This window comes from Janthinobacterium sp. (assembly GCF_009923995.1).
Lineage (GTDB): Bacteria > Pseudomonadota > Gammaproteobacteria > Burkholderiales > Burkholderiaceae_D > Janthinobacterium.
Genome location: NZ_RFSK01000061.1, coordinates 1 through 24993 on the forward strand (window position 1 = coordinate 1; position 24993 = coordinate 24993).

27 protein-coding genes are annotated in these 24993 nt (G+C 67.7%); 10 read left to right on the forward strand and 17 right to left on the reverse strand.

From position 1 onward, the window contains the following. From EBS11_RS23035 to EBS11_RS23065, 7 genes are all read right to left on the reverse strand, one after another. Nucleotides 1-1210, reverse strand: a 1210-nt coding sequence (locus EBS11_RS23035; protein ID WP_290606811.1) for a response regulator, incomplete at its 3' end; no start/stop codon positions are given. Between the two features lie 304 nt (nucleotides 1211-1514). After that, the gene (locus EBS11_RS23040; RefSeq protein WP_290606813.1) at nucleotides 1515-2474 is read right to left on the reverse strand and encodes an alpha/beta fold hydrolase; all 960 of its coding nucleotides are present in this window, start codon (nucleotides 2472-2474) and stop codon (nucleotides 1515-1517) included. Further along, nucleotides 2471-4111, reverse strand: a complete 1641-nt coding sequence (locus EBS11_RS23045; protein WP_290606815.1) for a GMC family oxidoreductase — start codon at nucleotides 4109-4111, stop codon at nucleotides 2471-2473. Before EBS11_RS23045 ends, EBS11_RS23040 begins: the two co-directional genes overlap by 4 nt. A gap of 10 nt (nucleotides 4112-4121) precedes the next feature. Then, the gene (locus EBS11_RS23050) at nucleotides 4122-4640 is read right to left on the reverse strand and encodes a hypothetical protein (protein ID WP_290606817.1); all 519 of its coding nucleotides are present in this window, start codon (nucleotides 4638-4640) and stop codon (nucleotides 4122-4124) included. Then, nucleotides 4619-5920, reverse strand: coding sequence for an MFS transporter (locus EBS11_RS23055; RefSeq protein WP_290606819.1), 1302 nt, complete (start codon nucleotides 5918-5920; stop codon nucleotides 4619-4621). The genes EBS11_RS23050 and EBS11_RS23055 overlap by 22 nt, the downstream gene beginning before the upstream one ends. A 90-nt stretch (nucleotides 5921-6010) precedes the next feature. Continuing rightward, nucleotides 6011-6919: a LysR substrate-binding domain-containing protein gene (locus tag EBS11_RS23060; protein WP_290606820.1), complete on the reverse strand. Its 909-nt coding sequence runs from the start codon at nucleotides 6917-6919 to the stop codon at nucleotides 6011-6013. Further along, nucleotides 6916-7689, reverse strand: coding sequence for an RNA methyltransferase (locus tag EBS11_RS23065; RefSeq protein ID WP_290606822.1), 774 nt, complete (start codon nucleotides 7687-7689; stop codon nucleotides 6916-6918). The genes EBS11_RS23060 and EBS11_RS23065 overlap by 4 nt, the downstream gene beginning before the upstream one ends. 195 nt (nucleotides 7690-7884) lie before the next feature. Between EBS11_RS23065 and EBS11_RS23070 the strand changes: the two genes are divergently transcribed. Continuing rightward, the gene (locus EBS11_RS23070; RefSeq protein WP_290606884.1) at nucleotides 7885-8667 is read left to right on the forward strand and encodes an inositol monophosphatase family protein; all 783 of its coding nucleotides are present in this window, start codon (nucleotides 7885-7887) and stop codon (nucleotides 8665-8667) included. 67 nt (nucleotides 8668-8734) lie between these two features. Here EBS11_RS23070 and EBS11_RS23075 read toward each other — a convergent pair whose 3' ends face one another. From EBS11_RS23075 to EBS11_RS23090, 4 genes are all read right to left on the reverse strand, one after another. Continuing rightward, nucleotides 8735-8893, reverse strand: a complete 159-nt coding sequence (locus EBS11_RS23075; protein ID WP_290606825.1) for a XapX domain-containing protein — start codon at nucleotides 8891-8893, stop codon at nucleotides 8735-8737. Further along, nucleotides 8890-9081 (reverse strand): DUF1427 family protein, encoded by a 192-nt coding sequence (locus EBS11_RS23080; protein WP_290606827.1) that lies wholly within the window; start codon nucleotides 9079-9081, stop codon nucleotides 8890-8892. The genes EBS11_RS23075 and EBS11_RS23080 overlap by 4 nt, the downstream gene beginning before the upstream one ends. 14 nt (nucleotides 9082-9095) lie before the next feature. Beyond that, nucleotides 9096-10946 carry an amidohydrolase gene (locus EBS11_RS23085; RefSeq protein ID WP_290606829.1) on the reverse strand — a complete coding sequence of 617 codons (1851 nt, stop codon included), beginning with the start codon at nucleotides 10944-10946 and terminating at the stop codon, nucleotides 9096-9098. Nucleotides 10947-11024: 78 nt separating this feature from the next. Next, complete coding sequence (locus tag EBS11_RS23090) at nucleotides 11025-11678, reverse strand: hydrolase (RefSeq protein ID WP_290606831.1); 654 nt, start codon at nucleotides 11676-11678, stop codon at nucleotides 11025-11027. A 216-nt stretch (nucleotides 11679-11894) separates the two neighbouring features. Between EBS11_RS23090 and EBS11_RS23095 the strand changes: the two genes are divergently transcribed. Next, entirely contained in the window at nucleotides 11895-12146 is a 252-nt protein-coding gene (locus tag EBS11_RS23095; RefSeq protein ID WP_290606833.1) for a hypothetical protein, read from the forward strand. A gap of 2 nt (nucleotides 12147-12148) precedes the next feature. Here EBS11_RS23095 and EBS11_RS23100 read toward each other — a convergent pair whose 3' ends face one another. The 3 genes from EBS11_RS23100 to EBS11_RS23110 form a co-directional block, all read right to left on the reverse strand. Beyond that, nucleotides 12149-14302, reverse strand: a complete 2154-nt coding sequence (locus EBS11_RS23100) for a TonB-dependent receptor (RefSeq protein ID WP_290606835.1) — start codon at nucleotides 14300-14302, stop codon at nucleotides 12149-12151. Nucleotides 14303-14379: 77 nt separating this feature from the next. Beyond that, entirely contained in the window at nucleotides 14380-15870 is a 1491-nt protein-coding gene (locus tag EBS11_RS23105) for a M23/M56 family metallopeptidase (RefSeq protein WP_290606837.1), read from the reverse strand. A gap of 3 nt (nucleotides 15871-15873) precedes the next feature. Further along, a complete protein-coding gene (locus EBS11_RS23110; protein WP_290606839.1) occupies nucleotides 15874-16251 on the reverse strand; it encodes a BlaI/MecI/CopY family transcriptional regulator in 378 nt (125 codons plus the stop codon). Between the two features lie 269 nt (nucleotides 16252-16520). Between EBS11_RS23110 and EBS11_RS23115 the strand changes: the two genes are divergently transcribed. From EBS11_RS23115 to EBS11_RS23140, 6 genes are all read left to right on the forward strand, one after another. Beyond that, nucleotides 16521-17885, forward strand: coding sequence for a DEAD/DEAH box helicase (locus EBS11_RS23115; protein ID WP_290606841.1), 1365 nt, complete (start codon nucleotides 16521-16523; stop codon nucleotides 17883-17885). A 243-nt stretch (nucleotides 17886-18128) separates the two neighbouring features. Continuing rightward, a complete protein-coding gene (gene otnI, locus EBS11_RS23120) occupies nucleotides 18129-18911 on the forward strand; it encodes a 2-oxo-tetronate isomerase (protein WP_290606846.1) in 783 nt (260 codons plus the stop codon). 91 nt (nucleotides 18912-19002) lie between these two features. Then, a complete protein-coding gene (locus tag EBS11_RS23125; protein ID WP_290606848.1) occupies nucleotides 19003-19818 on the forward strand; it encodes a hypothetical protein in 816 nt (271 codons plus the stop codon). After that, entirely contained in the window at nucleotides 19776-20237 is a 462-nt protein-coding gene (locus EBS11_RS23130) for a hypothetical protein (RefSeq protein WP_290606850.1), read from the forward strand. Before EBS11_RS23125 ends, EBS11_RS23130 begins: the two co-directional genes overlap by 43 nt. Nucleotides 20238-20317: 80 nt before the next feature. Then, entirely contained in the window at nucleotides 20318-20737 is a 420-nt protein-coding gene (locus EBS11_RS23135) for a VOC family protein (protein WP_290606852.1), read from the forward strand. Between the two features lie 112 nt (nucleotides 20738-20849). After that, nucleotides 20850-21230, forward strand: a complete 381-nt coding sequence (locus EBS11_RS23140) for a TraR/DksA C4-type zinc finger protein (RefSeq protein ID WP_290606854.1) — start codon at nucleotides 20850-20852, stop codon at nucleotides 21228-21230. A gap of 306 nt (nucleotides 21231-21536) precedes the next feature. On the opposite strand, the gene phbB is transcribed toward EBS11_RS23140, so the two are convergent. Beyond that, nucleotides 21537-22283 (reverse strand): acetoacetyl-CoA reductase, encoded by a 747-nt coding sequence (gene phbB, locus EBS11_RS23145; protein WP_290606855.1) that lies wholly within the window; start codon nucleotides 22281-22283, stop codon nucleotides 21537-21539. Nucleotides 22284-22513: 230 nt separating this feature from the next. Between phbB and EBS11_RS23150 the strand changes: the two genes are divergently transcribed. Further along, entirely contained in the window at nucleotides 22514-22834 is a 321-nt protein-coding gene (locus EBS11_RS23150) for a hypothetical protein (protein WP_290606860.1), read from the forward strand. An 84-nt stretch (nucleotides 22835-22918) separates the two neighbouring features. After that, nucleotides 22919-23785, forward strand: coding sequence for a universal stress protein (locus EBS11_RS23155; protein WP_290606862.1), 867 nt, complete (start codon nucleotides 22919-22921; stop codon nucleotides 23783-23785). A gap of 22 nt (nucleotides 23786-23807) precedes the next feature. Here the strand turns inward: EBS11_RS23155 and EBS11_RS23160 are convergent, their stop codons facing one another. Continuing rightward, nucleotides 23808-24167, reverse strand: a complete 360-nt coding sequence (locus tag EBS11_RS23160) for a hypothetical protein (RefSeq protein ID WP_290606864.1) — start codon at nucleotides 24165-24167, stop codon at nucleotides 23808-23810. 185 nt (nucleotides 24168-24352) lie between these two features. Beyond that, the gene (locus EBS11_RS23165; RefSeq protein WP_290606866.1) at nucleotides 24353-24907 is read right to left on the reverse strand and encodes a glycine zipper domain-containing protein; all 555 of its coding nucleotides are present in this window, start codon (nucleotides 24905-24907) and stop codon (nucleotides 24353-24355) included. Nucleotides 24908-24993: the final 86 nt, after the last annotated feature.

A 24993-nucleotide genomic window follows, 5' to 3' on the forward strand; every position in this document is an offset into this window, starting at 1 on the left:
CCACGCGCGGCGCGCTGGCGATGCGTTCGAGGTTGCTCTCGGCGCCGCACGAGGAAAAATAGCTGAGCTTGTCGGCGCCCGGCTCCAGCATGCCGATGCAGGCGTACTTGGAGACGCAGATATTCTGCGCCACCTTGCAGCCGGCCTCGATCAGCGCGCGCGGGTCGCGTTCGGCGCCCAGCTCGATGCCCAGCTCGATCAGGGCCGTCAGGCGCAGGCTGACGGCCTGCAGGCTCGATAGCGAGCGCGACAGCCGCTCCGTCATGATGGCCAGGTCTTCCGGCACGGGCGCCTGGCCTTCGCCCTGCCCGGCCAGCTGCGAAATCTTCTGGCTCGACGACTCGAGTTCATCGAGATAGCCGCTGACCTGGTGCTCGATGCCCGTCAGCTTGCCGCCGGCCGGCCCCTGGGTCCCTTCCGGCCGGCCGGGAAGCTGGGCCGTCGGCGGCATCAGGCCCAGCGCCTCGTTCACCGTGCGCACGATGACGTCGGGGTCGGACGGCTTGGGCAGCACCCAGCGCACACCGCAGGCTTGCGCCAGCAGGATGGCTTCCTGTTCGCGGTAGGTGGCCGTGTAAAAAATGATGGGCACGTCGGCCAGCGCCGCATCTTCATGCACGCGCGTGACGAATTCGTAGCCGTCCATGTTCGGCATGAGGATGTCGGAGATGATCAGGTCCGGGCGCTCCGTGCGCATCAGTTCGAGCGCATCGGCGCCATTTGCCGCTTCCAGCAGGCGGTGGCCGCCGTAGCCCAGCAAGGCGGTGAGGAATTCGCGGTTCAGCACATGATCATCGACGATCAATATGGTTGCTATGTCGTTTTTAACTGGCGTCGACGGCGCCCCGGCTAAAAAAGATTCGAGCTCCGCGACGAACAGGTCCGGCTCGATGGGCTTGCCGATATAGCCATTGAAGCCCGCCTCGAGCAGCCGCTCGCGGTCGCCCACCATGGCCAGCGCCGTCACGGCCAGGGCCGGAATCGTGCGCAGCCGCGGGTCTTTCTTCAGTTCCGCCACCACGCCGTAGCCATCGAGCTTGGGCAGATGCACGTCGCAGATGATCAGGTCCGGCAATTCGCTGCGCGCCATGCGCACGCCCTCCTCGCCGTCATAGGCGGCCAGCGGCGTGTACCCGAAGGCACGCAGCAGGTACACCATCAATTCCATATTGGTGGCGTTATCTTCAATAATCAGGATACGTGCGGACAATTAGCACTCCCAATAAAAACTGCACAGACTCATTTTATGCCACCGACCCATCTTTCCACTTGCGCAAACAACATAACAATCCTACAACATCTTGCCATAGATCCCCGTAAAAATCTTGTATCCGGATTTCAAGGGGACGGCTCAAGCGGCCTCGGGAGTTAATTTCTTCATGGCACCATCCTGTCGTTAGCTTAATACAGTACGCCAGGCGAAAACAGCATTTTCTCGCCCCGCCCCTGTTAAACGGCAGCAACACCAGAGTCAAAAGAGACAGTCTTGCCATACAGATAAAACACAACAGGACTCAGGCAAAACGGGGGGAGGAAGGGGGTTGGCAGACTTCGCTTTTGATAGTAATTTCCGCCAGCAGCCGGGCCAGCACGCGCCCATCGCGGGCCAGCGCCACGTGGCCGATGCCGCCGAAGGCAAGATTGCGCGCGCCGGGCAGCTGCGCCGAGGATTGCGGCGCGACAATATTATCGTGGTGCGAATACATGGACGTGATGAGGGCGCGCGTTTCCGGCGTCTCGCCGGCGGCCAGCTGCGCCAGCCAGGCGCTGGGGGCGCCGCCGATACGGCTCATCTGGCGCGCATTCGTCCCCGCCGCCAGATTGGCCAGCGTCGTGCCGTGGTGCGGCGTGCCGAGGGTGACGATGCGCGCCACGCGGGCCGCGCCATGGCGGCGCAGCCAGGCGCGCGCCACCAGGCCGCCCATGCTGTGGGCGACGAGGATGACGCGCTCGCTGCCTGTGCGGGCGCACAGCCGGGCGATGGCGGCGTCCACTTGCGGCACGAAGTCGTCGATGGACGCGCCGATGGGCTCCAGGTCGACGGCGTCGTGCGCGATGCCGGCCCGCGCCAGCATGCCGCTCAGCCGCGTCCAGTAGCCGCGGTTGCACACATAGCCGTGGATCAGCAGCACCGGCAGGCCACGGGACGGCGCAGCGCCGTCCTGCGCCGCCAGGCGCGGGCGCAGCATGCCCCACGACGACGTCCACAGGGTGGCCTGCAGCTCGCCCAGGAAGAGGCGCGCCGCGCCCAGGACGCCGACCCGGTACTCGGGCGGCACGGGGCTGCCCAGGCGGCGGCTTTCCCAAAAATTGCGCGCCACGACCAGGGCGCGCACGGCCAGCAGCATGCCCAGCGCCAGCAGCAGGGCCACGGCGGGCGAAGCGACGCCCCAGGCCTGCCAGGCCAGGCCGGCCACGCCCAGCACGGCCAGCACCTGCAGCAGCATCAGCCACTTGAGGATGCGCGCGATCATGCGGCGGCCGGGGCGGCCATGGGCACAGGCGCCGCTTTTCCCGTCAATTGCCGCGCCAGGCCGCTGGCCAGGCGCGCGGCCAGCGCGTAGATCGTCAGCTGCGGATTGGCGCCTATCGAGGTGGGAAACAGCGAGCCGTCATGCACGGACAGGTTGCGCACGCCGTGGTAGCTGCCGTCGGCGCCCGTCACGCCCAGGCGCGCATCGTCCGACATGGCGCAGCCGCCCATCACGTGCGCCGACACCACGCGCGCCAGCAGCGCCCGCATCGGCAAGTCGGCGATGGCCTGCTTTGCCTGCGCCCAGCTGGTGTAGTGGCGCGCCAGCTCGTGCACGGGATACACGCTCGTCGCCCCGGCCGCGAACTGGATCTCCGCCATCGACAGCAGCGCGCGCCGCGCGCCATCCCAGATGAACGGCGTGAGCGGATAGTCGAGCACGGGCGCGCCGGCACCGTCGATGGACACCGTGCCGCCCGCCGAATCGTGGTGAAAGCCGTCGCGCAGCAGCGCCAGCAAGGCATGCGCATGGGGGAACTGGCGCATGGTGCGCGCATGCTCGTCGCCGTAGCCGCCCATGGTGGTGGCCATCAGCAGCGGGTGCAGGGGCGGCGCCTCGAGCTTGTAGCCGATGGGACCGTCGATGGGCGCCACGTGCAGGAAATGGTCCGAATAGATCGTCTGCGGCGCGCCCGCATAGGCGTCCACGCGCTGCGCGAACAGGCCGGCCGACACCAGGGTCGGATGCAGGAAGGTGCGCCGACCCAGCAGCCCATGCGGGTCGGGCGCCTGCGAGCGCAGCAGCAGCGCGGGGGAATTGATGGCGCCGCCGGCCAGCACGAAGTGCCTGGCGCGCACCATGATGCGCACGCCCGTGGGCGCCTGGCCGGCCGCATCGAGCGCCGTCACCAGCAGGCTGTCGATGCGCTCGCCCTTGAAGAGGAAACGCTCGGCGCGCGCATGCACGAGCAGGCCCGCCCCCAGCGCCAGCGCCGACGGGATCGTCGTCACCAGCATCGACTGCTTGGCGTTGGTGGGGCAGCCCATGCCGCAGTAGCCGAGGTTCCAGCAGCCGTTCACGTTGCGCCGGATGGCGGCCGTGGGGATGCCCAGCGCCGTGGCGCCGCGGCGCAGCAGATCGTTGTTCTCGTTGGGCGGCGCGGCCCAGTCGCTCACGTGCAGGCGATGCTCCATCATGGCGAACCACGGCGCCATAGCGTCCACGGAATAGCCGGACAGGCCGAAATGCCTGCGCCAGTAATCCAGGGTGCCGGAAGGCGTGCGAAAGCTCGACGTCCAGTTGACGGTGGTCGAGCCGCCCACGGTGCGCCCCTGCAGGATATTGATGGCCTTGTCGCGCGTCTTGCGGGCCGCCGATTCCTGGTACAGGGCCGGATAGGCGTCCGCCTCGCGCATCTTGAAGTCCCGCGAAGACTTCAAGCCGCCCTCCTCGACGATCAGGACCTTCAAGCCCGCCAGCGCGAGGATTTCCGCCGTCACGCCGCCGCCGGCGCCGCTGCCGATGACGACGACGTCCGCCTCCAGCGTGCGGTCGGCGCTCAAGGTGCTGGCGTCGGTGACGTGCCAGCCGCTGGCCACGCCGATGGCGATGGGGTCGGGAATGGGAGATGTGCTCATGGCGGCCTTGTCAGCTCAGTTCGGGCAGCGGCCCCGGGTAGCCGATGGCGGCCCAGTGGGCGGCATCGGCGTACCAGGCGCCGAGGATCAGGTCATGCAGGGCCAGGTAGGCCGTCTGCAGGGTGGCCAGGCGGTGCGTGCGCCAGGATTGCAAAAAGGCGGCCACCTGGGCCGGGTCGGCCCCGGGCCAGCCATCTTTCACGCCGGCGACGAAGCGCCGCGCGGGCGCCAGCGCCAGCAGGCCAAACAGGTCCTGCACCTCCTGCTGGGCCGACAGGGGCAGGCCATGGATGGCCGTGTCCACGCCGGCGATGGCGCCGTCGAGGGCGGTGGCCCGCGCGCCGGCTTCCTGCGGCAGCGCGCTGCCCAGCATGGCCGGCACGATGGCCGCCAGCGCCGCGCGCGCCGCGCCATCGAGGACGAAGCGGCCGGGGGGCGCCGGTCCCCGCACGGCGCGGTAGGCGGCGCCGCCGGCGGCCAGCGCACAGGCGCCGATGAAGCCCAGCTTCAGAAACGATCTGCGTTGCATTGCCCTGTCTCCCCCTTGTCTTGTACGGCCTTTTGCAGGCCAGTGTACGCCAAAGGCAGCGGGCACTTGAACGCAAAAACTAGAGCGGCGCGTCTAGTTTGCGCGACTGGCACCACAGCAGCAGCATGGCCAGCAGCGCCGCCAGCGCGCCGCCGATGGCGATGCTGGGCAAGCCAAAGGCGACGATCAGGCTGGCGCCCAGCACTCCACCGGCGGCCGTCCCCGCATTGAAGGCGGCGATGTTCAAGCCTGCCGCCACGGCATCGCTGCCCGGGCAATGCTGCCGCGCCAGGCGCAGCAAGCGCACGGTGGACAGGGTGACGAGGGCAAAGAACAGCAGGCCCAGGCTGCCGCACAGGGCCAGCAAGGCGGCGGGCCAGGCGCGCAGCACATAAAAGGCCAGCAGGTTGAGCGCCAGCGCGGCCAGCGCCAGCATGGCGGCACGCTGCGCGGAAGGACGATCCGCGCACCAGCCGCCCAGCAGGTTGCCGCCGATGGCGCACGCGCCAAAGCACAGCATGGCGGCGCCCAGCCAGCCCCCATCGAGTCCGCCCAGCTGCAGCAGGAAGGGCGAGACATACGTGAAAAAGCTGAAAGTGGCCACGCTGACCAGCGCCGCCACGCCGGCCGCCAGCAGCAGCGCCGGCCGCAGGATGGCGCGCAGGCTGGCCAGGGCCGATACGGCGGCGGTGTACGCGCGGCATGGCCCGCAACAGGCCGGCGCCGCCGCACAGGGCCAGCACGCCGATGGCGGCAAACACCCAGCGCCACGACGCGACGGCGCCCAGCCACGTCCCCAGCGGCACGCCGCCGGCCAGCGCCAGGGTCAGGCCCAGCCAGACGACGGACAGCGCCCTGCCCGCGCGGGACGGGTCGACCAGGCTGGTGGCCGCATGCGAGGCGACGGCCATGAACACGCCATGCGCCAGACCCACGACGAAGCGCACGCCCAGCAGCGCGCCCAGCGCCGGCGCGACCGCCATGGCCAGGCCGCCGGCCGCCAGCACGGCCATGGCGGCCACCAGCAGCCGCCGTTCGGAGTGGCGCGCCAGCAGGGCCGTCAGGATGGGCGCGCCGATGGCCGCCCCCAGCGCATACGCGGCGATGGCGCCGCCGGCCGCCGCCACGCTGGCATGCAGGTCGCGCGCCATGGGAGTCAAGAGGCCGGCAGCGATGAATTCGCACAAGCCGAAGGCAAAACTGCACAGGGACAGCAGATAAATGGAGAACGGCAGCGTGGCGGACGGCAGCGCATTGCTGCGCGATGAAACGAAGGACATGGCAGTTTCTGGCAATCAAAACGCCATGCTGGCCCCCAGCAAACCATCTGTAAAATATCTTATTTATCTTGAAACGAGACGTTCAACGTCTCACTGCCCCGCAGCCGACCGGCGCAGCTGCGCCAGCAGGCGTTCGCGCACGGGACACTCGCGCCGCGGGTCCCACGCCAGGTACAGGTCGAGCTGGCGCAGCGGCTCCGGCACAGCGTCGCCGTGCAGCGGCAGCATGGCGACGCCGGCCGGCATGGAGGCCGCCAGGCTGGCCGGCAGCAGGGCCACGCCGAAACCGGCCGCCACCAGTCCCAGCACCGTCTGCAGGCGGCGCGCCTGCTGCACCACGCGCGGCACGAAGCCCGCATGCAGGCACAGGCTGGCCAGCTGGTCATGGAAGCCCTGCCCCAGCGCGCGCGGCGAGGCGACGAAATCGTCCAGCGCCAGCTGCGCCAGGTCCACCTTCGCCTGCCCCGCGCAGCGGTGGCCCGCCGGCAGCGCCACAAGGATGTCTTCGCCCGACAGGCGCTCGAAGCGCAGGCCCGGCGTGCTGCGCCCCGGCGCGCGCAGCAGGGCGATATCGATCTCGCCCCGCTCCAGCCACTCGACCTGCTGCTGCGTCGATGCTTCGCGCAAGGTGAATTGCACGGCGGGCGAATCGGCGCGGAAGGCGCGCAGGGCAGCAAGCACGTGGGCATACGGGGTGATGTGGATGAAACCGAGGCGCACGTGGCCCTCGATGCCCTGCGCCACGCGGCGCGCGGCGGCCACGCCCTCGTCCAGGCTGGCCAGCACCTGGCGCGCCGTGGCGAGGAAGGCCGTGCCGGCCGGCGTCAGGCTGACCTTGCGGTTGCTGCGCTCGAACACGGGATAAGCGAGCATGTCTTCCAGCCGCAGGATGGCCTGCGACAGGGGCGGCTGCGCCATGTGCAGCCGTTCGGCCGCGCGGCGGAAGTTCAGTTCCTCGGCGACGGCGATGAACTGGCGCAGCAGCCGGGTCTCGATCATGGCGTTCTTTTCGCCGCCGCCAGGATGTGGCGCGCGATGCCGCGCAGGATGTTGACTTCTTCCGTCTCCAGTCCCGTGCGCGAAAACAGGCGTTTCAGGCGCGGCATGAGCTTTTTCGGATTGTCGGCGTCGAGGAAGTCGATGGCCACCAGCGCCTGTTCCAGGTGCGCATACATGCCGTCGACCTGCGCCAGGCTGGCCGCGTCGCCATGGAAGCCGACGGGACTGGCCGCCGGCGCCCCTCCCGCCGCATCGATGGCCGCCACGCGGCATTCATAGGCGACGACCTGCGCCGCCTGCGACAGGTTCAGCGAGGAATACTCGGGGTTGGCGGGGATATTGATCAGCACATTGCACTGCTCGACGATCTCATTGGGCAGGCCGAAGCGCTCGTTGCCGAAGATGACGGCCGCATGCAGCTCCGTGCCGGCGGCCAGCTGGGCGGCGATGGCGCGCGGGGTGGTGACGGGCGGCGAGAATTCGCGCAGCCGGGCCGAAACGGCCGCCGCGTAGTTGCAGCCGTCGAGCGCCTCGGCGATGGAGCCGACGATGCGCGCGCCGGACAGGATATCCTGCGCGCCGCTGGCAAAAGCCACCGCTTCCGCATCCGTCAGCGCGTCGGGAAAGCGGGGGTTGACCAGCACCAGATCGGAAAAACCCATCGTTTTCATGGCCCGCGCGACGGCGCCAATGTTGCCGGATCGACTAGTTTCGACAAGAATAAATCGCAGGCGTTTGAAAAGAGACGTGTTGATTTCGGGCAGATTCATTTAAAATAGCGCTATTGCGCGGTATCGATACAGGAAATTTCGGGAAACGGAGTCACACAACGCTGACTCCAGGCCGGGATTTTAACCACTTCGGCACCGCTCCGCTCTTTAATTCATTCTTGCACTCCATCGTACCGGCGCCGAAAGGCGACGCCGGGCGGTCGCGTGCTTTTAACGGAAGCTCACATGCACCCAATGCTCAACACGGCGATCAAAGCCGCCCGCCGCGGCGCCGCCGTCATCAATCGCGCCTCTTTTGACCTCGACCGCGTCGTCGTCACGGAAAAACAACATAACGATTTCGTCACCGACGTCGACCAGGCGGCCGAACAAGCCATCATCGAGGTGCTGTCCAAAGCCTACCCGGATCACGCTATCCTGGGCGAGGAATCGGGCGCTTCCGCCAACACGCACGACGAGAATGAATATCAGTGGATCATCGATCCGCTGGACGGCACCACCAACTTTATCCACGGCTTCCCCCAATACTGCGTCTCGATCGCGCTCGCGCACCGCGGCGTCATCACGCAAGCCGTCATCTACGACCCGGTACGCAACGACCTGTTCACGGCCACCAAGGGCGCCGGCGCCTACCTGAACGAAAAACGCATCCGCGTCACCAAGCTGGACCGCATCTCGAACGCCCTGCTGGGCACCGGCTACGTGGCCGGCAGCGCCCGCGCGCTGGATGAATACCTGAAGATGTACGCGATCATGGGCGAACGCAGCCAGGGCGTGCGCCGCGCCGGTTCGGCCGCGCTGGACCTGGCCTACGTGGCCTGCGGCCGCCTGGACGGCTTCTACGAAAAAGGCTTGAAGCCTTGGGATATCGCCGCAGGCGCCCTGATGATCACGGAATCGGGCGGCATCGTCGGTGAATTCTCCGGCGAATCGGAGTACCTGTACAAGGGCGACGTCATCGCCGCCAGCCCGAAGATCTTTGGCCAGATGATCACCCTGCTGACGCCATTCGCCTAAGCGGACGCGTGACTGCCGCGCATGCGGCATGCCTGAAAAAAACCGGCCCTGGCCGGTTTTTTTGCATTCAGGGGCCGAGCTGCCCCGCCACGACGAAGCCCAGGGTCATGGCCACCACCATCGCCGCGCCCGTCGGCGTGGGCGGCGTGGGCGATGGCAGGTCGAACCAGCGGCATACGACGCCCACCAGCACGCCGAGCACGGAACCGGCCAGCATGACGTTCATGGCGCCTCCCCTGGATTTTCACGCCGCTGCAGGTACAGGCCCGTGAGCCAGTAACCGCAGCTGGTCAAAAACACCAGCAGCGCGGCGCCCAGCACGGGCGGCGCCGGCACGGGGATGCGCGCCAGCTGGCAGACGAAGCCCACGACAAAGGCCAGCAGCAGGCCGAGGATGACTTTCTTGTAACGCATGGCTCTGTCCTCCCCTAGAAAGCGAAGCAGCTGCAGCCCAGCGTGCCCCAGAAACCGGAAAAATCGCTGATCGGCACGGCCGACTTGCGCGCCCGGTCGTGGGCATGGGCATGCACGCCGCAGGCGCCCGCGCACTGGTGCGGCATGGCGGCCTGCGCCGGCCTGGCCACGGGCCGGTAATGCCCCGGCACGGCGCGCACGGGCGACCACTCGGGCAGCACGGGAATCGGCGGCGGCGCCAGGGCCGTGAATTCGCCCTGGCCGTAGACGACCTTGCCGCCCACCATGGTCAGCACGGATTCGATGGACTTGATCGCCTCTTCCGGCACCGTGAAATAATCGGCCGACAGCACGGCCAGGTCGGCCAGCATGCCTTCGCGGATGCGCCCCTTCTTGCCCTGCTCGCTGGAGAACCAGGCGCTGCCCGCCGTCCACAGCTCCAGCGCCGTCTCGCGCGACAGCCGCCCCGCCACCTCCGTCAGGGCCAGGCCGCCCACGGTGCGCCCCGAGACAAGCCAGTACAGCGCCGTCCACGGGTTGTAGCTGGCCACCCGCGTGGCGTCCGTGCCGCCGCCCACGGGCACGCCCGCGTCCAGCATGCGCTGCACGGGCGGCGTGGCCTTGGCCGCCTCGGCCCCGTAGCGCTCGACGAAATACTCGCCCTGGAAAGCCATGCGGTGCTGGATGGCCAGGCCGCCGCCCAGCGCCTTGACCCGGTCGATATTCCTCGGGCTGATGGTTTCCGCATGGTCGAACAGCCAGTGCAGGCCGCCGAACGGCGTGTCGCGGTTGACCTTTTCGAACACGTCGAGCATGCGGCTGATCGATTCGTCATAGGTGGCGTGCAGGCGGAAGGGCCAGCGCTGCTCAACCAGGTGGCGCACGACCTTTTCCAGCTCGCCTTCCATGCCGGCCGCCAGTTCCGGGCGCGGCTCGAGGAAATCCTCGAAGTCGGCGGCGGAAAACACCAGCATCTCGCCGGCGCCGTTATGCCGGTAAAAATCCGTGCCGTCGCCCGGCTTGACCATGCCCGTCCATTTCTGGAAGTCCTGCAGTTCGGCGCCCTTGTTTTGCGTGAACAGGTTGTAGGCGATGCGGATGGTCAGCTGCTCCTTTTGCGCCAGCTCGTCGACGACGGCGTAATCCTCGGGATAATTCTGGAAGCCGCCGCCCGCGTCGATGGCGCTGGTGAGGCCCAGGCGATTGAGTTCGCGCATGAACTGGCGCGTCGAGTTCACCTGCAGTTCCAGCGGCAGCTTGGGGCCTTTCGCCAGGGTCGCATACAGGATCATGGCATTCGGCCGGGCGATCAGCAGGCCCGTGGGGTTGCCGGCAGCGTCGCGCACGATTTCGCCGCCGGGCGGGTTCGGCGTGTTCTTATCGTAGCCGACGGCGCGCAGGGCGGCGCGGTTCAGCAGGGCACGGTCGTACAGGTGCAGGATGAAGACGGGCGTGTCGGGCGCGGCCGCGTTGATTTCGTCCAGGGTCGGCATGCGCTTTTCCGCGAACTGGAATTCCGTCCAGCCGCCCACCACGCGCACCCACTGCGGGTTCGGCGTGCGCAAGGCCTGCTCCTTGAGCATGCGCAAGGCGTCGGCCAGCGAGGGCACGCCTTCCCAGCGCAATTCCAGGTTGTAGTTCAAGCCGCCGCGGATCAAATGCAGGTGCGAGTCGTTCAGGCCGGGAATGACGGTGCGGCCAGCCAGGTCGATCACCTGCGTGGCGGGACCGCGGTGGCGCATCACGTCTTCGACGTCGCCCACGGCGAGGAATTTGCCATCGGCGATGGCGACGGCGGACGCCAGCGGCTGCGTCCTGTCGACCGTGTGGAAACGGCCATTGAGTAAGATCGTGTTGGCGTGCATGGGAACTCCCGTATCAGGTATCAGGTGAAAGACACGGCCCCGCCGGCGCGCGGCGGAACCGTCGAACGCAATGACAGATCAATGGCCTTCGCTGGCGTTGAACATGGATTTGGCGTAGATCAAGCCCAGGCCATAGCCGCCGCCGTGCGCCACGGCCGTCGCCACCGTCTCGTTGTAGGTCTCGCCGCGGGCCCAGTCGCGCTGCAGTTCCAACAAGTATTGCACGGACGTGATCGGCTGCGCGCCCGCCTGTATCATGCGCTGCATGGCCATCGCATGGGCTTCGTCGGAGACGTCGCCGCTGGCGTCGGCGATGACGTACACCTCGAAGCCCTGCGCCAGCGCCGACAGGGCCGGTCCCACGATGCAGACGGACGTCCACAGGCCGGCCAGCACGATCTTGCCCTTGCCGTAGCCATTCACCTTGTCGGCGATGCGCGCGTCTTCCCAGGTATTCATGGTCGTGCGGTCGATGGGCGCCTGTCCGGGGAAGACGGACTGGATTTCGTCGAAGATGGGGCCGGAAAAGGACTTGGCCGCCACCGTCGTCAGTATCGTCGGCACCTTGAATTCCAGCGCCGCCTTGCTCACCAGCGCCGCGTTGTTGCGCAGCAGGGCCAGGTCGATGGAACGGGTGGCGAACGCCATCTGCGACTGGTGGTCGATCATGATCAGGGTATGGTCGTTCGGGGTCAGCAGTTTTGGGGCGGCTTGGGCGGTAGCGATAGGCATGATGTTTTCCTTAGTGAAAATAATTGAATATCAAAAAAAAAGCATACTTTATGTGGGGTCCTGCTCCTGTCCCTGCGTGGTGCCGAGTGTGCCGGGCCAGTGCTATGCAGTATGGACGCGCTCCCTAAAAAAGAAAAACGGAAAGAATGCCAAGCTATATTCGATTTTTTCGATGATATAAAATAGACGCATCCATAACAGACGCAGGAGGACAGCATGGGATTTGAATTCAGGATCGCGGCCAGCCTGACGGCCGGCCAGCGCCAGCACATCGCGCGGCTGCTGGCAGAGCGCGCGCAGGCGCCGCGCGCGCCCGGCGCCATGCCCGACACGGACGCCAGGCTGACGGAGACGGGGCTGTACGTGTGCCAGCATCTGCGCCCGGACCCGTGGCACGGCCTGGCCGCCCTGCGCGCCTACCTCGAGGCGCAGGGCGCAGGCTACGCCGTCGAGGAGATCGACGACTAGGCTTACAGGGCGCCTTCCAGCATCACGCGCCAGCTGCGGTAGCTGCCCGCATCGACGGTGCGCAGCATGCTGCCCCCGTCATCCGCATACAGGCTGCGCGTGCGGTCGGCCTGCGGCAGCAGGTTGGCGCCGGACAGGCGCAGGCGCAGCCGGCCGCCGAACGTCCACAGCGCGTAGAGATCGAGCTGGCGCCCCGGCCCCTGCCAGGCCAGCAGCTGGCCTGACTCGCGCGCCCAGCCGCCCGCCTGGTAATGCAGGTTGCCGCCCACGCTCCAGGACCGGCCCGCCGGCCGGTAATCCGCTCCCACGTTGGCGCTCCACGGCAGCTGGCTGTCCAGGCGGTTGTACGGGCCGGCGACGGCATCGACCGTGGACCAGTGGCGCGCCACGTTCGCCCGCAGCTCCAGCGCGGGGGCGGACGCCAGCAGGGCCGTCAGCGGCAGCTTCGCTTCCAGCTCGATGCTGCGCACCTGCGCGCTGCCGTTGTTGGCGGGGGTGGACACCCAGCGCCCCTGCTCCCGGGCCAGGCGGTCCAGCATCACGTCGCCGATCCTGCGCAGCGAGGCGCTGGCAGCGAGCATGGCGCCCGCGCCCGGATAGTATTCGTAGGCCCCGTCCAGGCCCCAGGCCAGTTCCGGACGCAGTGCCGGGTTGCCCCGGGTATCGGGCATGGTGGGGCTGTTGCCATTGTCGATCGTGTAGGGGCGCGCAATCAGCTGGACAATCTGCGGCGCCTTGTAGGTGCGCGTGACGGCCAGGCGCACCTGGTCCTTGCCGGCCAGCTTCCACAGGCTGTGCAGCACGGGACTCCACACCTGCGCGCGCACGTCGACGGGGTCCGCGCCGCCCGCGGCGCTGGCCGTGCGCCAGGCTTCCCAGCGCAGGCCCAGGGACAGCGACCAGCGCGCGGAAACCTCCCATTCATCCTGCGCGAACAGGGCCAGGCGCCGCACGGTGGCCGCATAGTCCTCGTCGGACAGCACGGGCAGCATGCCCGGCTCCAGCTGGCGTTCGCGGCGAAATTCCGTGCGCCGCCGGTGCCCCGCATCCCAGCCCGCCGCCAGCGTGTGCCCCTGGCCCAGGGTCCGGCGGTACGTGCCACTGGCATGCATGCCCACGTCGTCCACGCCAGCATCGACGAAGCGCGTGATGGACGGGCCGGCGCCGGCGCCCTGGAACAGGTAATCGCTGCTGCGGTGATTGAGATCGACGCCCAGTTTCACGTCCAGGCTGGCGCCCTGTTCCAGCTTGCGCAGCCAGTGCAGGTCGCTGCGCACGGTGCCGCTGTCCTGGCTGAAGTCCGCCTGGTTGTCCGGGTAGGCGCTCGTGCCGCCGAGGTAAGCCGTTTCCTGCACATGGCGGCGGCTGGCCAGGCGGCGCAGGTTGACCAGGCTTTGCCACGCCAGGCTGCCTTCGTCCGCCAGCGCCCACTGCAGCCGGGGCGCCAGCTCCAGCGTATCGGTGGTGACGCGCTCGGCAAGCGGCGCATGGCGCAGCACCGTGGGCGCGCCATCGGCCGCGTATTCGCGGTTCCATTCGTCAAACAGGCCCCGGCGTCCCGTGTGGCCCAGCGTGCCGGCCAGCGCATACGACAGGCGCCCGTCGCCGTCCGCCCACTGCATGGTGGCGCTGCCGGCGGGCATGCCATGGCTGCCGGAGGCCCCCAGCTTGAAGGTGCGCTCGCGGCGCCGCGAGGTCTTCTTCAGCACGATGTTGATGGAACCGGCGATCGCCTGGGCGGAAAACTCCGCCGTGGCGGCGCGCATGATCTCGACGCGCTCGACCAGCTCCGGGTCCAGCGCGTCGAGCGAAAAACCGGGCGGCACGGGCACGCCATCGAGCATGATCAGGGTATAGCCCTGGCCCAGCCCGCGCAGCTGGAGCTGCCCGCCCTGCCCCGCAGCGGCTTGCGCGCCGATGGAAATGCCGGGCAGGCGCTTCAGGGCGTCGGACAGGCTGCGCTCGCCCTGGCGCAGCAATTCCTCGCGGCCGACGACGATGGCCGAGACGGTGTCGCGGCGCCGCTGCTCCGCCGCGCCGGCATGGACCGTCACGCTGGGAACGGTGGGGACGGCGCCAGCAGGGACGGCATCGTCGGCACGGACGTGCGCCGTCAACGGCAGCGCGAGGCTGCACAAAAAGAAACACAATCGCATGGTGGATTCCGGAAAGGTGGAGGGTGGCCGGGCCGGCGCAGCGCGCCCGCCCGGCCTGCAATGCGGCAATGCCGCCGTCAGCGGCCGAACTGCTCCTTGCGCATGCGCAAGGCACGCGCCGAAGCGTTGGCGTCGAGACCGGCCAGGTGCTTTTGCGGGTCCTGCAGCCGGCCATCCTGCCGCACCTGGAAGTGCAGGTGCGGCCCCGTGGCCCGGCCCGTATCGCCCGCCGCGCCGATTTGCTCGCCGGCCTTCACCACGGCGCCATCGGCCAGGGCGACGCTGTCGAGGTGGGCATACAGCGACACGAGGCCGCCGCCGTGGTCGATGCGCACGGCCTTGCCCAGCCAGTCGTCCTGCGTCACCGTGGCGATGCCATCGTCCACGGCGAAGACGGGCGTGCCACGCTTGGCCGCCAGGTCCAGTCCGCGCAAACCCCGCTGCGTGATGGGGCGCACGACGCCAAAGAAACCCGTGACGCGCATGCTGGCCAGCGGATTGCGCCACGCTTCCGCCCGCACGGGGACGGCGGCGGCCGGGCTGGCTGCAGGCGCGGCCACGGTCCAGGCCAGCGCCGGCTGCAAGCCCACGCTGGCGGCGCCCACGCCGCACAGGACCACGGCCACGGCCAGCCGCGCTGGCCAGCCCAGGCTGCGGGCCTGCGTGTCGCGCATGCGGACGATGCGCTCCGCCATGCCGCCGCGCTGGCCGCCGAAGGCGAGGCCGGCGGGCCAGGATTGCTGCAGGCCCAGCTGGCGCACGAGCGCGGCCGCATACTGCTGGCGCTGGCACTGGGGACGGCCGGCCAGCACCTGGCGGTCGCAGCCCAGTTCCTGCGCCCAGCCCAGCCTGCCCCCCATCCAGCGGACGGCAGGATTAAACCACAGCAACACCTGTACCTGCGCCGCCAGCCAGCCGATGAGGGGATCGCGGCGGCGCGCATGCGTCAGCTCGTGCTCGATGACGAGCTGACGCTGCTCCGGCGTGCAGGCGGCCAGGTGCGCGGGCAGGAGCAGGCGCAGCCGCCATACGCCCAGCAGCATGGGCGACACGGGCGCATCGACTTCCAGCACGCCGATGCGCTGCGCCCGCAGCTGCTGCAATTGCGCTGGCGCAAAATCGCCGTGCGCCGCCGCATCCAGCGGCCGGGCCAGCGCGAGCAGCGCCTGCACGCTCGCACGGCCGCGCCAGCGGCGCCATGCCACGCCGGCCACGCCCAGCACATACACGGTCAGCCAGCCCGGCGCCAGCCAGCTGAGCCAGGCCGCGGCGGCAGGCACGCCGGCCGGCGACGGCGCAGCTGGCTCCGCGGCAAACAGCTGCGCCACCGGCACGGGCTGGGCGAGCGCGGCGGGCACGCGGATGGCCGGCACCACGCTGGCCTGGCGGCTGTCGGGCAGGCAGCTCAGCACGAATACGCCCGCCAGCACCAGCTGCGCGCCCAGCCAGACGCCGCGCTGCGCCGCCAGCAGGGGCCAGCGCCGTTGCGCAAGCGACAACATGCCTTGCAGCAGCACGCCGGCGAACAGGCAGGCCAGCGTCGCCTGCAGCAGTTTCAAGGCCGTCATCGCTTACTCCTTCGGCTCGAGCGGCCAGTCGTGCAGCAGCTGCTCCAGCTCGGCCAGTTCCTCCCGGTCGACAAGCTTGCTGCCGGTAAACATACTGACCGGCAAAGGGCTGTCGATTTCCATCACGCGCCGGCCGAAGTCGTGGGCAAACGCGGCCAGGGTGGCCACCTTGTCCACATTGGCTTCATACACGAGCACGCCGTGCACGCTGCGCTGGAGCAGCATGCCCTTGTCCAGCATGCGTTCGAGCGTCTTGCGCGTGGAAGAGAACGACCAGCCCAGCTCGTCCTCCACGCGGGCATGCAATTCCCGCGCGGACAGGGGCTGGGTTTTCCATAAGGCTTTCAATAACGATAACTCGGTAACGGATGGCGTGGCCATGACGGCTCCTTTTGTGACGAATGAAGCAATTGTGCGACGATTGTCACACGATTGCAAGCGGAATTTGCGACAGGTGTCGCATGAGCAGCCCGCCCCGCTGCGGGCCTTGCAGACTTGAAACAATTGGAACGCTTTTTTGCCAGGCTGTTATACTTCGCGTGTGCGGCACATATGACCAGTCCCCTTGCCGCTGTCTTTCGACCCCTAATCTGATTGCCTGCGACTGGCGCCCCACGATGGCGACAGGCCGATCTCACAATAAAGTTACCATGTCCTTTTCCTCCCTCGGATTGTCCGACGCTATCGTACGTGCCGTTACCGAACACGGCTACACCGTGCCGACCCCGATCCAGTCGCAGGCGATTCCCGCCGTGCTCGCTGGCGGCGACTTGCTGGCCGGCGCACAAACCGGTACCGGCAAGACGGCCGGCTTCACCCTGCCCGTGCTGCACCGCCTGTCGACCGACGCGAACGGCGCTGCCATCACCAGCAACACTTCGACGCGCCCGATCCGCGCCCTGATCCTGGCCCCGACGCGCGAACTCGCCGCCCAGGTCGAGGAAAGCGTGCGCGCCTACAGCAAGTACACAAAATTGAACTCGGCCGTGATCTTCGGCGGCGTCGGCATCAACCCGCAAATCAAGCAGCTCAAACATGGCGTCGACATCCTCGTCGCCACGCCGGGCCGTTTGCTGGACCACATGGGCCAGGGCACCGTCGACCTGTCGAAAGTGGAAATCCTGATCCTGGACGAAGCCGACCGCATGCTGGACATGGGCTTCATCCGCGACATCAAGAAAGTGCTGGCCGTGCTGCCGCCGAAGCGCCAGAACCTGCTGTTCTCGGCCACCTTCTCGGAAGAGATCAAGGCCCTGGCCGACGGCTTGCTGAACAAGCCGGCCATGATCGAAGTGGCGCGCCGCAATTCGACCGTGGAAGTGATCAAGCAAAAGATCCATCCCGTCGACCGCGACAAGAAGCACCCGATGCTGTCCTACCTGATCAAGTCGAACAACTGGACGCAGGTGCTGGTCTTTACGCGCACCAAGCATGGCGCCAACAAGCTGGTCGAGCAGCTGGGCGCGGACGGCATCGGCGCCCTGGCCATCCACGGCAACAAGAGCCAGTCGGCGCGCACGCGCGCGCTGTCCGAGTTCAAGGACGGCACCCTGCAAGTGCTGGTCGCCACCGACATCGCCGCGCGCGGCATCGATATCGACCAGTTGCCGCACGTCGTCAACTACGACTTGCCGAACATTCCGGAAGACTATGTGCACCGTATCGGCCGCACGGGCCGTGCCGGCGCCAAGGGCGAAGCCGTGTCGCTGGTCTGCGTGGATGAGCACGAAATGTTGAAAGACATCGAAAAGCTGATCAAGCAAACCCTGCCGCGCGAAGTGATCGCCGGCTTTGAACCGGACCCGACGGCACGTGCCCAGCCTGTGCAATTGCGCAGCGGCACCGGCGGTCACCGCAACAACAGCCGCGCGCCAGCCGGCGCCGTGGTGCGCGTGAAAACCGGTGGCGGCGGCGCCAAGCCACGCAGCGCCGGCCCGTCGGGCGGCGGCGGCAACCGTTCGGGCAATGCGCCCCGTTCGGCGGCCAACCATCGCTCCGGCGGCCGCGGCCGCTAAAACGCGGCCTGAAAGCTGCTGCGCGGGGCGCTATGGCGTTTGCGTTGCTCGCCGTACCTGAGTACGGCTGCGCTACTCGACGCCATATCACTCCCGCTCGCGACGCTTTCAGGCGGCGTTTGTCTTTCTCAAAAAGACGACAAAAACCGTTTCAGGACTTGTTTCTGGAACGGTTTTTTCATGCACGCCACCATTTGCCGATTTGGGCTAGGATAGGGTCATCGTCCCCTTCGCGCCCAGACCATGCCGAACTTCGCCGCCAATCTCAGCCTGCTGTTTACGGACCTGCCCTTCCTCGACCGCTTCGCCGCCGCGCGCAAGGCGGGCTTCGGGGCCGTGGAATTCCTGTTTCCCTATGCCATCGAGGCGCGCCAGATCGCCGCGCAGCTGGACCAGCATCGGCTGCAGCTGGCCCTGTTCAACCTGCCGCCGGGCGACTGGGAGCGGGGCGAACGGGGCATCGCCTGCGATCCGCGGCGGGGCGAGGAATTCCGCGCCGGCGTGGCGCTGGGGCTCGAATATGCGCTGGCGCTGGGCGCCACGCAGCTGCACTGCATGTCGGGCATCGTGCCGGCCGGCATGAGCCTGGAGCGGGCGCGGCAAAGCCTGATCGGCAACCTGCAATTCGCGGCCGACGCCTGCCGTCCCCATGGCATCCGGGTGCTGATCGAGCCCATCAACCACTACGACATGCCCGGCTATTTCCTCACGCATAGCCAGCAGGCGGCCGACATCATCGCCGACTGCCAGCGCAGCAATATCTTCCTGCAATACGACATCTATCACATGCAACGCATGGAAGGCGAACTGAGCAACACCATCCGCGCCCTGCTGCCCCTCATCCGCCACATCCAGATCGCCGACACCCCGGGCCGCCACGAGCCGGGCACGGGCGAGATCAATTACCGCCACCTGTTCAAGCTGCTGGACCAGGTCGGCTACACGGGCTGGGTCGGCTGCGAATACCGCCCCAGCGGCGATACCGTGGCCGGACTGGGCTGGCGCGAGCAACTGGCGACAGGCTGATCGCACGACGCTTGCGCCCGCACAAGGCATGCGGGGCCGGGCGGAACCACAATACCTTTCCATACAGTATTTCATCGTATCGCGAGGTGACGTGTCTTCCCTGCCTGCCCGCCTTGGCGCCATCGCCTGCCTGCTGCTGATGCTGTCCGGCTGCGCCAGCCCGCCCGCGGACCTGGCGCAAGTGCGCGCACTGGCCGCCAGCGGCGACGCCTTGAACGCCTTCGGCGAACTGGCCCGGCGCCACGTGGACAGCTACCAGCGCCTGCGTCCCTACCTGTCGCCCGCCGAAGAGGCGCGCGAACGCCAGCTCGATGCGGGACGCCGCGCCGCGCAGGCGGACGTGGCGCGCGTGGCGCAGGCCGTGCGGCTGTACCTGCAGGCGCTGGGCCGCCTGGCCCATGCCGACGCATACGACATCGCCCCGGAGCTGGCCGGCGCCGGGACCGCCATCCGCGCCTGGCCCGGCAGCGGCATCGACGACCGCCATGTCAGCGCCTACACCGTCCTGCTGCAGCAACTGTCGCGCCTGGCCGGTGGCGCCAGCCAGCAGGCGCGCCTGGCGCAGGTGCTGCGCGACGGCGACCCGCCCCTGCAAACCCTGCTGGCCGCCCTCGGGCATTTGCTGATGCTGTACGACAAGAGCGGCGACAACGAACGCGACATGGTGCTGGGGCTGCTGGAAATGGACCTCGCGTATGCCGACGCGCCGCAGCAGCGCCTGCTGGTGGTGCTGGCGAAAACCCTGCAGCAAAGCAAAAGCGAGGAATACCGGCTGGCGGGCCTGCGCCATACGCTGGCGCGCCGGCAACTGGCACAGATGGCGCGCGAGCATGCACGCCTGGCTGCCGCATACACGGAGGCAATATGGACGGATCACCAGGCAGCGAACGCCGCGAAGCGGCCCTGAGCAGCGCCATGCGCGTGGAACAGCTGGCCGACAGCCTGTCGCAGGCGGCCGTCACCCTGCACGGCGCCGTCATGCGCGCCATCCGCAAGCGCCCCAGCCAGGGCGAGCACGGCATCACGCACAGCCAGGCGCAAGCCGTCTTCGCGCTGGAAGTGGCCCTGCGCCAGCAAGCCAACCAGCTGTATGCCGATGCCGCCGGGCACACGGTGGCGGGCCTGGACACGGCGCAGCGCCAGCTCAGCGGCCTGCTCGACATGGTACGCCTGAGCATAGCCCGCAACGATGACGTGCGGCACTGGATCAGCCTGGCCACGAGTTTGTTGCACATGGGCAGCGCCGTGCTGGCAGGCAACCCCGAGCGCATCCTCAGCACCCTGGGCAAGGTGCGTGAGCGGCTGCAAGAGATGGCGCCGGACTGATTGAATTCGGCTGGCGAGCGCCTATACTGGGACGTCCCCGCATGGCAATCCTGCCGGCGGGGCGACCAGAGGAGACCAACATGCGTATCGAACCATATTTGCAATTCGATGGAAACTGCGCGCAGGCGCTGGAATACTACCGCCAGCACTTGCAGGGGGAAAACCTGTGCCTGATGCCGTTCCGCGGTTCGCCGGGCCAGGAACAGGTCAAGGAAAACTGGTATGACAAGATCATGCACGGCTCCGTGCAGCTGGGCACCACCATGCTGATGGGCTCGGACGGCGGCTGCCCCGGCGATGCCGCCAAAGGCATGAGCGGCTGCTCCGTCTGCCTGACCCTCGATACGCCGGAGGAAGCGGAACGGGCTTTCGACGCTCTGGGGCGCGACGGCAGCATTCAGATGCCGCTGCAGGAAACCTTCTGGGCCCAGCGCTTCGGCATGCTGAAAGACCAGTTCGGCGTCGCCTGGATGATCAACTGCCTGAAGAGTCCAGCATAGAATCGCCGTGACCCACCTGCGCCAGCTCAAACGCGGCGCGGGTGCCAGCGCAAGCAGACATGGCGATCTTGGACTACCATGATGGGTGGGAGACCTCTACCGGGTGACTGCCATGAATGGATTGCCGCAAGACCAGCTGCAGCGCCTGCGCGGCGTGCTGGAGCAGCGCAAGCAGGCGCTGCAAGAGCAGATCGACAGCGAAATGGCCGAAGCCGACGCGCGCGCCTCGCTGCTCAATGAAATCGAAGCCTCGCCGGCCGACAATGCCAGCGTGCGCACCTTGAACGCCCTCGTCAGCGAAGCGGCCGAGCACAATCTGGCGCAGCTGGCCATCATCAAACAGGCGCTGGCCAGGTTTGCCGACGGCAGCTACGGCCTGTGCGACAACTGCGGCGAAGCCATCGGCCTGTCGCGCCTGAACGCCCGCCCGGAAGCGCGGCTGTGCATCGATTGCCAGACGCGGCTGGAAAAGGCCGGGCGCGGCGTGCCCTGACGCCCCGGCCGTGCTCCGGTCGTGCCCCGGTCGTGCCCCCAAGGTCGCCACAACGTCGCCACAAGGGGCAGAGCATCGCTGCCCTGCCCCCTGTTTGCCGCCTCTGTTTTGCTGCCCTTGTTTGCTGCCTCTGTTTGCTGCCTCTGTTTGCTGCCTCTGTTTGCTGCCTCTGTTTGCTGCCTCTGTTTGCTGCCTTTGTCACCTGTTGCTGCACTGCCGTACTGCTGCCGCCCCTCGCCCGCATCGTGCGTGCCGGCTGAGCGGGCGGGTCTCCTCCATTGCCCTGCTGCAAGCGTGTACGCCCGCTCAACTCATGTGCTGCCCGCCATTGATGGCGATGTTCGCGCCCGTGACAAAGGCCGCCTCGTCCGACGCCAGGTAGGCCACCAGTGCCGCCACTTCGCCCGGCTCGCCCAGGCGGCCCAGGGGAATCTGCGGCAGGATCTTCGTTTCCATGATTTCGGCGGGGACGGCCGTCACCATCTGCGTGCGCAGATAGCCGGGCGACACCGTGTTGACGGTGATGCCGTGGCGCGCCACTTCCAGCGCCAGCGCCTTGCTGAAGCCGTGCACGCCCGCCTTGGCGGCCGCGTAATTGCACTGGCCAAACGCGCCCTTCTGGCCATTCACGGAAGAAATATTGATGATGCGGCCCCAGCGCTTTTGCAGCATGGGTTCGAGCACCTGCTTGCTCATGTTGAACAGGCTGTCGAGGTTGGTGCGCATGACGTCGGCCCAGTGCGGCAATTCCATCTTGCGCATGCTCTGGTCGCGCGTGATGCCGGCGTTGTTCACCAGCACGTCGACGCTGCCGAACTGCGCCAGCACGCGCGCCACGGCCTCGCTGCAGGCGGCGAAGTCCGTCACGTCGAGGGGCAGCGGATGCATGGAGTACTGCTGCGCATGCTGCTCATCGAGCCAGTGTTCCACGCGCGGGTTGCCCGGCGTGTGGGCCGCCACCACCACCATGCCCGCGTCATGCAGGCGCCGGCACAATGCCGTGCCCAGGCCGCCCATGCCGCCCGTGACGAGCGCTACTCGTTGTTCCTTCATTGCCGTCTCTCCCCGCTTGTTATGGTTGTTCTGCGTGGGATCAAGTGTAGGGGGCATTTTGCAGCGGGCATTGCGCCAGATCAAAGGCTGAGTCTGCATATCGCAGCGTCCGTCTGCGCTGCCTCCATGCGGCAAACACCAGCAAAAGCATACTCCCGGATGGGGTGATGGCACCCCGGCAGGCAAGCCAGACGGTACTTGCTTGATGGCATGAACCACAGGAGAACGCGATGGACATCCAGGACGACACGGCAGCATTGAGGGACTTGTTCAACGACATCAATCCGGGCATGAGCGACGTGGAATCGGTGCACCAGGCGGAACTCGATCCGCGCCATGCGCTGGCCCTGATGGCCAACCCGAAGGCGGCCCTGAAGGCCATGGGCATCCCCGTCAGCGATGCCTCGCAAGTCCAGGTGACGATGAAGAACCGCGCCGACCGCGCCTTGCAGGAGGTGGCGCAAAAAGCGGCGCAATTGCGGCGCATTATCATCATCGTGATTCATTACCGTAACTGCGACGCCGACATCATCATCATCGGCATGAGCTGATGCGCCGCGCCGGCCGCATGCGTGCGCGGCCGGCGCCCCGGTCTGTGCCAGAATGGGGCTTACTCCACAGCGAGAGGCCAGGCCATGACGTATAAAACCGTGTTGCTCCACCTTGACGACAGCGCCAGCCGCGGCGCCCGCATCGACGCGGCCGCCAGCATCGCGCAAGCGTGCGGCGGCCACCTGACGGGCGTGTCCATGACGGGCGTGTCGCGCCTGCTGTACCAGAACCAGCCCGACCTCGATGCCGATCCGAACCTGGCGCTGCACCTGAATTTCCTGCGTGAACGGGCCGCGCGGGCCCTGGACGGCTTCGAGCCGCAGGTGCGTTCGGCCGGCGTCGCCTCGTACGAGCAGCGCGTCGTCGACGACGAAGCGGCGGGCGGCATCAGCCTGCTGGCCCGCTACGCGGACCTGGTGGTCATCAGCCAGTACAATGCCAAGGACAAGTCGCCGTCCGTGATGCGCGATTTCCCCGCCTACGTGCTGCTGCATTCGGGCCGGCCCGTGCTGATCGTGCCGTATGCGCCGCCCCTGCCCCTGCTGGCGCCGCCCGCGGCCGCGCGCAACGTGCTCATTTCCTGGAATGCCAGCAAGGAGGCGAGCCGCGCCGTCAGCGCCGCCCTGCCCCTGCTGCAGCGCGCCGAACAGGTGCACGTGGCCATCTTCGATGCCCAGGTGCATGCGGCCGAACACGGCGAGGAACCGGGTGCGGAACTGCTGCAATACCTGGCGCGCCACGGCGTGGACGCGCGCGTGCATTTGCTCGATGGCGGGGGCGTGCGGCGCGGCGATATCGGCGAAGCCCTGCTGTCGCACGCGGCCGACCTGTCGGCCGACCTGCTGGTGATGGGCGCCTACGGCCATTCGCGCCTGCGCGAAACCATCCTGGGCGGCGTCACGCGCACGATACTGCAGAGCATGACGATCCCCGTGCTGATGGCGCACTAGGCCGCGCCCTGGCAGGAGCCGGCTAACTGCCCTGCCACGGCTGGCTGCGGATCTTCGCCACCTGGCGCTGCGTGAGCCACTGCCACAGCTGCAGGGCATCGTCCTGCGGCAGGGCCGACATGCGGCGCGGGCTGGCCAGGGCGATTTCGCAATCGCGGTCCGACCATTCCTCGAAAGTGACTTCGCCTCCGCTAGCGACCTCGACCTGATACATCAAGCCGTCATCGTAGCCAAAACGCAACAAGACGGCGGCCGGGCTGCCATCGGGTGCGACGGCCGTGCCCCGGTAGACCTCGGCCAGCGCATCGGCCAGCTGTGCCGGCGACGGCGCGCAGATGTCGCGCCCGTCGGCCCGTGTCAAAATGAACCATGCCTGTGTCATGACGCGCCCTCCTATCCATACTCGTTAGCATGCGAGGCAAGTATTGCGGGCAGTCACCTGGGTCCAGTCTTGCTTGGGGCGCACGGAACTATCCCTGTCGGCATTCATTAATCATACTAACAAGAATAATACCTAAATTTCGTGCAGCGCGGCATTTATGCACGGTGCGCGGCCGACGCCCCGGTTCACGCCACCAGCACGGGAATGCTGAGCGGGTCGAAGTCGTACCAATCGCCATTGGCGATCGTGCCCTGCGCTTCCTCGATATGCTCGGCGCCCAGCCGGTGCAGCGCCTCGAGCGCCCGTTCGCGCTCGTCGAGCCCGCCCAGCGCCACGGCGATCAGCATGCCGGGATGGCGGGGCTGGTGGCGGTTTTCGCCATTGCCTTCGGACTCGCCCGCCTCCTTCATCTTGTTGAAGCTGTACAGCGAACCCACGTGCGCGCCCACCAGCGCCCCCACCACGGGACCCAGCGGCCCCGTCGCCAGGGTGGTGGCCGCGCCGATGCCGGCGCCCACCGCGGCGCCCACGGCCACGCCTTCCACCACGCCCTCGGGCGTTTCCCTGGCGCCCGGCGACATGTCGCGGTCGCCGCCGAGCGCGTGCAGATCATGCTGTCCCGGCTGGTTCACGAAAAAGGCGCTGATGCGGCTGTCGGGAAAACCCGCCTGGTTCAGCGCGGCGCGCGCGGCGTCGATCTGCTCCTGCAATTGAAAATGACCTGCAATGATGCGTGACATGATCTGCCCTCCTGGTCGGCTGCTGGCGCACCACGCGCCACCGGCCCAGCGTGCGCCGGACGGCGGCGAAATACCGTTCGCTTACG

Excerpts from the sequence above, each read along its gene's own strand:
- EBS11_RS23040 (WP_290606813.1), bottom strand. The coding sequence starts at position 2,474 with ATGATCGCGCGCATCCTCAAGTGGCTGATGCTGCTGCAGGTGCTGGCC.
- EBS11_RS23045 (WP_290606815.1), bottom strand. The coding sequence starts at position 4,111 with ATGAGCACATCTCCCATTCCCGACCCCATCGCCATCGGCGTGGCCAGC.
- EBS11_RS23050 (WP_290606817.1), bottom strand. The coding sequence starts at position 4,640 with ATGCAACGCAGATCGTTTCTGAAGCTGGGCTTCATCGGCGCCTGTGCG.
- EBS11_RS23055 (WP_290606819.1), bottom strand. The coding sequence starts at position 5,920 with ATGTCCTTCGTTTCATCGCGCAGCAATGCGCTGCCGTCCGCCACGCTG.
- EBS11_RS23060 (WP_290606820.1), bottom strand. The coding sequence starts at position 6,919 with ATGATCGAGACCCGGCTGCTGCGCCAGTTCATCGCCGTCGCCGAGGAA.
- EBS11_RS23065 (WP_290606822.1), bottom strand. The coding sequence starts at position 7,689 with ATGAATCTGCCCGAAATCAACACGTCTCTTTTCAAACGCCTGCGATTT.
- EBS11_RS23070 (WP_290606884.1), top strand. The coding sequence starts at position 7,885 with ATGCTCAACACGGCGATCAAAGCCGCCCGCCGCGGCGCCGCCGTCATC.
- EBS11_RS23075 (WP_290606825.1), bottom strand. The coding sequence starts at position 8,893 with ATGAACGTCATGCTGGCCGGTTCCGTGCTCGGCGTGCTGGTGGGCGTC.
- EBS11_RS23080 (WP_290606827.1), bottom strand. The coding sequence starts at position 9,081 with ATGCGTTACAAGAAAGTCATCCTCGGCCTGCTGCTGGCCTTTGTCGTG.
- EBS11_RS23085 (WP_290606829.1), bottom strand. The coding sequence starts at position 10,946 with ATGCACGCCAACACGATCTTACTCAATGGCCGTTTCCACACGGTCGAC.
- EBS11_RS23090 (WP_290606831.1), bottom strand. The coding sequence starts at position 11,678 with ATGCCTATCGCTACCGCCCAAGCCGCCCCAAAACTGCTGACCCCGAAC.
- EBS11_RS23095 (WP_290606833.1), top strand. The coding sequence starts at position 11,895 with ATGGGATTTGAATTCAGGATCGCGGCCAGCCTGACGGCCGGCCAGCGC.
- EBS11_RS23100 (WP_290606835.1), bottom strand. The coding sequence starts at position 14,302 with ATGCGATTGTGTTTCTTTTTGTGCAGCCTCGCGCTGCCGTTGACGGCG.
- EBS11_RS23105 (WP_290606837.1), bottom strand. The coding sequence starts at position 15,870 with ATGACGGCCTTGAAACTGCTGCAGGCGACGCTGGCCTGCCTGTTCGCC.
- EBS11_RS23110 (WP_290606839.1), bottom strand. The coding sequence starts at position 16,251 with ATGGCCACGCCATCCGTTACCGAGTTATCGTTATTGAAAGCCTTATGG.
- EBS11_RS23115 (WP_290606841.1), top strand. The coding sequence starts at position 16,521 with ATGTCCTTTTCCTCCCTCGGATTGTCCGACGCTATCGTACGTGCCGTT.
- otnI (WP_290606846.1), top strand. The coding sequence starts at position 18,129 with ATGCCGAACTTCGCCGCCAATCTCAGCCTGCTGTTTACGGACCTGCCC.
- EBS11_RS23130 (WP_290606850.1), top strand. The coding sequence starts at position 19,776 with ATGGACGGATCACCAGGCAGCGAACGCCGCGAAGCGGCCCTGAGCAGC.
- EBS11_RS23135 (WP_290606852.1), top strand. The coding sequence starts at position 20,318 with ATGCGTATCGAACCATATTTGCAATTCGATGGAAACTGCGCGCAGGCG.
- EBS11_RS23140 (WP_290606854.1), top strand. The coding sequence starts at position 20,850 with ATGAATGGATTGCCGCAAGACCAGCTGCAGCGCCTGCGCGGCGTGCTG.
- phbB (WP_290606855.1), bottom strand. The coding sequence starts at position 22,283 with ATGAAGGAACAACGAGTAGCGCTCGTCACGGGCGGCATGGGCGGCCTG.
- EBS11_RS23150 (WP_290606860.1), top strand. The coding sequence starts at position 22,514 with ATGGACATCCAGGACGACACGGCAGCATTGAGGGACTTGTTCAACGAC.
- EBS11_RS23155 (WP_290606862.1), top strand. The coding sequence starts at position 22,919 with ATGACGTATAAAACCGTGTTGCTCCACCTTGACGACAGCGCCAGCCGC.
- EBS11_RS23160 (WP_290606864.1), bottom strand. The coding sequence starts at position 24,167 with ATGACACAGGCATGGTTCATTTTGACACGGGCCGACGGGCGCGACATC.
- EBS11_RS23165 (WP_290606866.1), bottom strand. The coding sequence starts at position 24,907 with ATGTCACGCATCATTGCAGGTCATTTTCAATTGCAGGAGCAGATCGAC.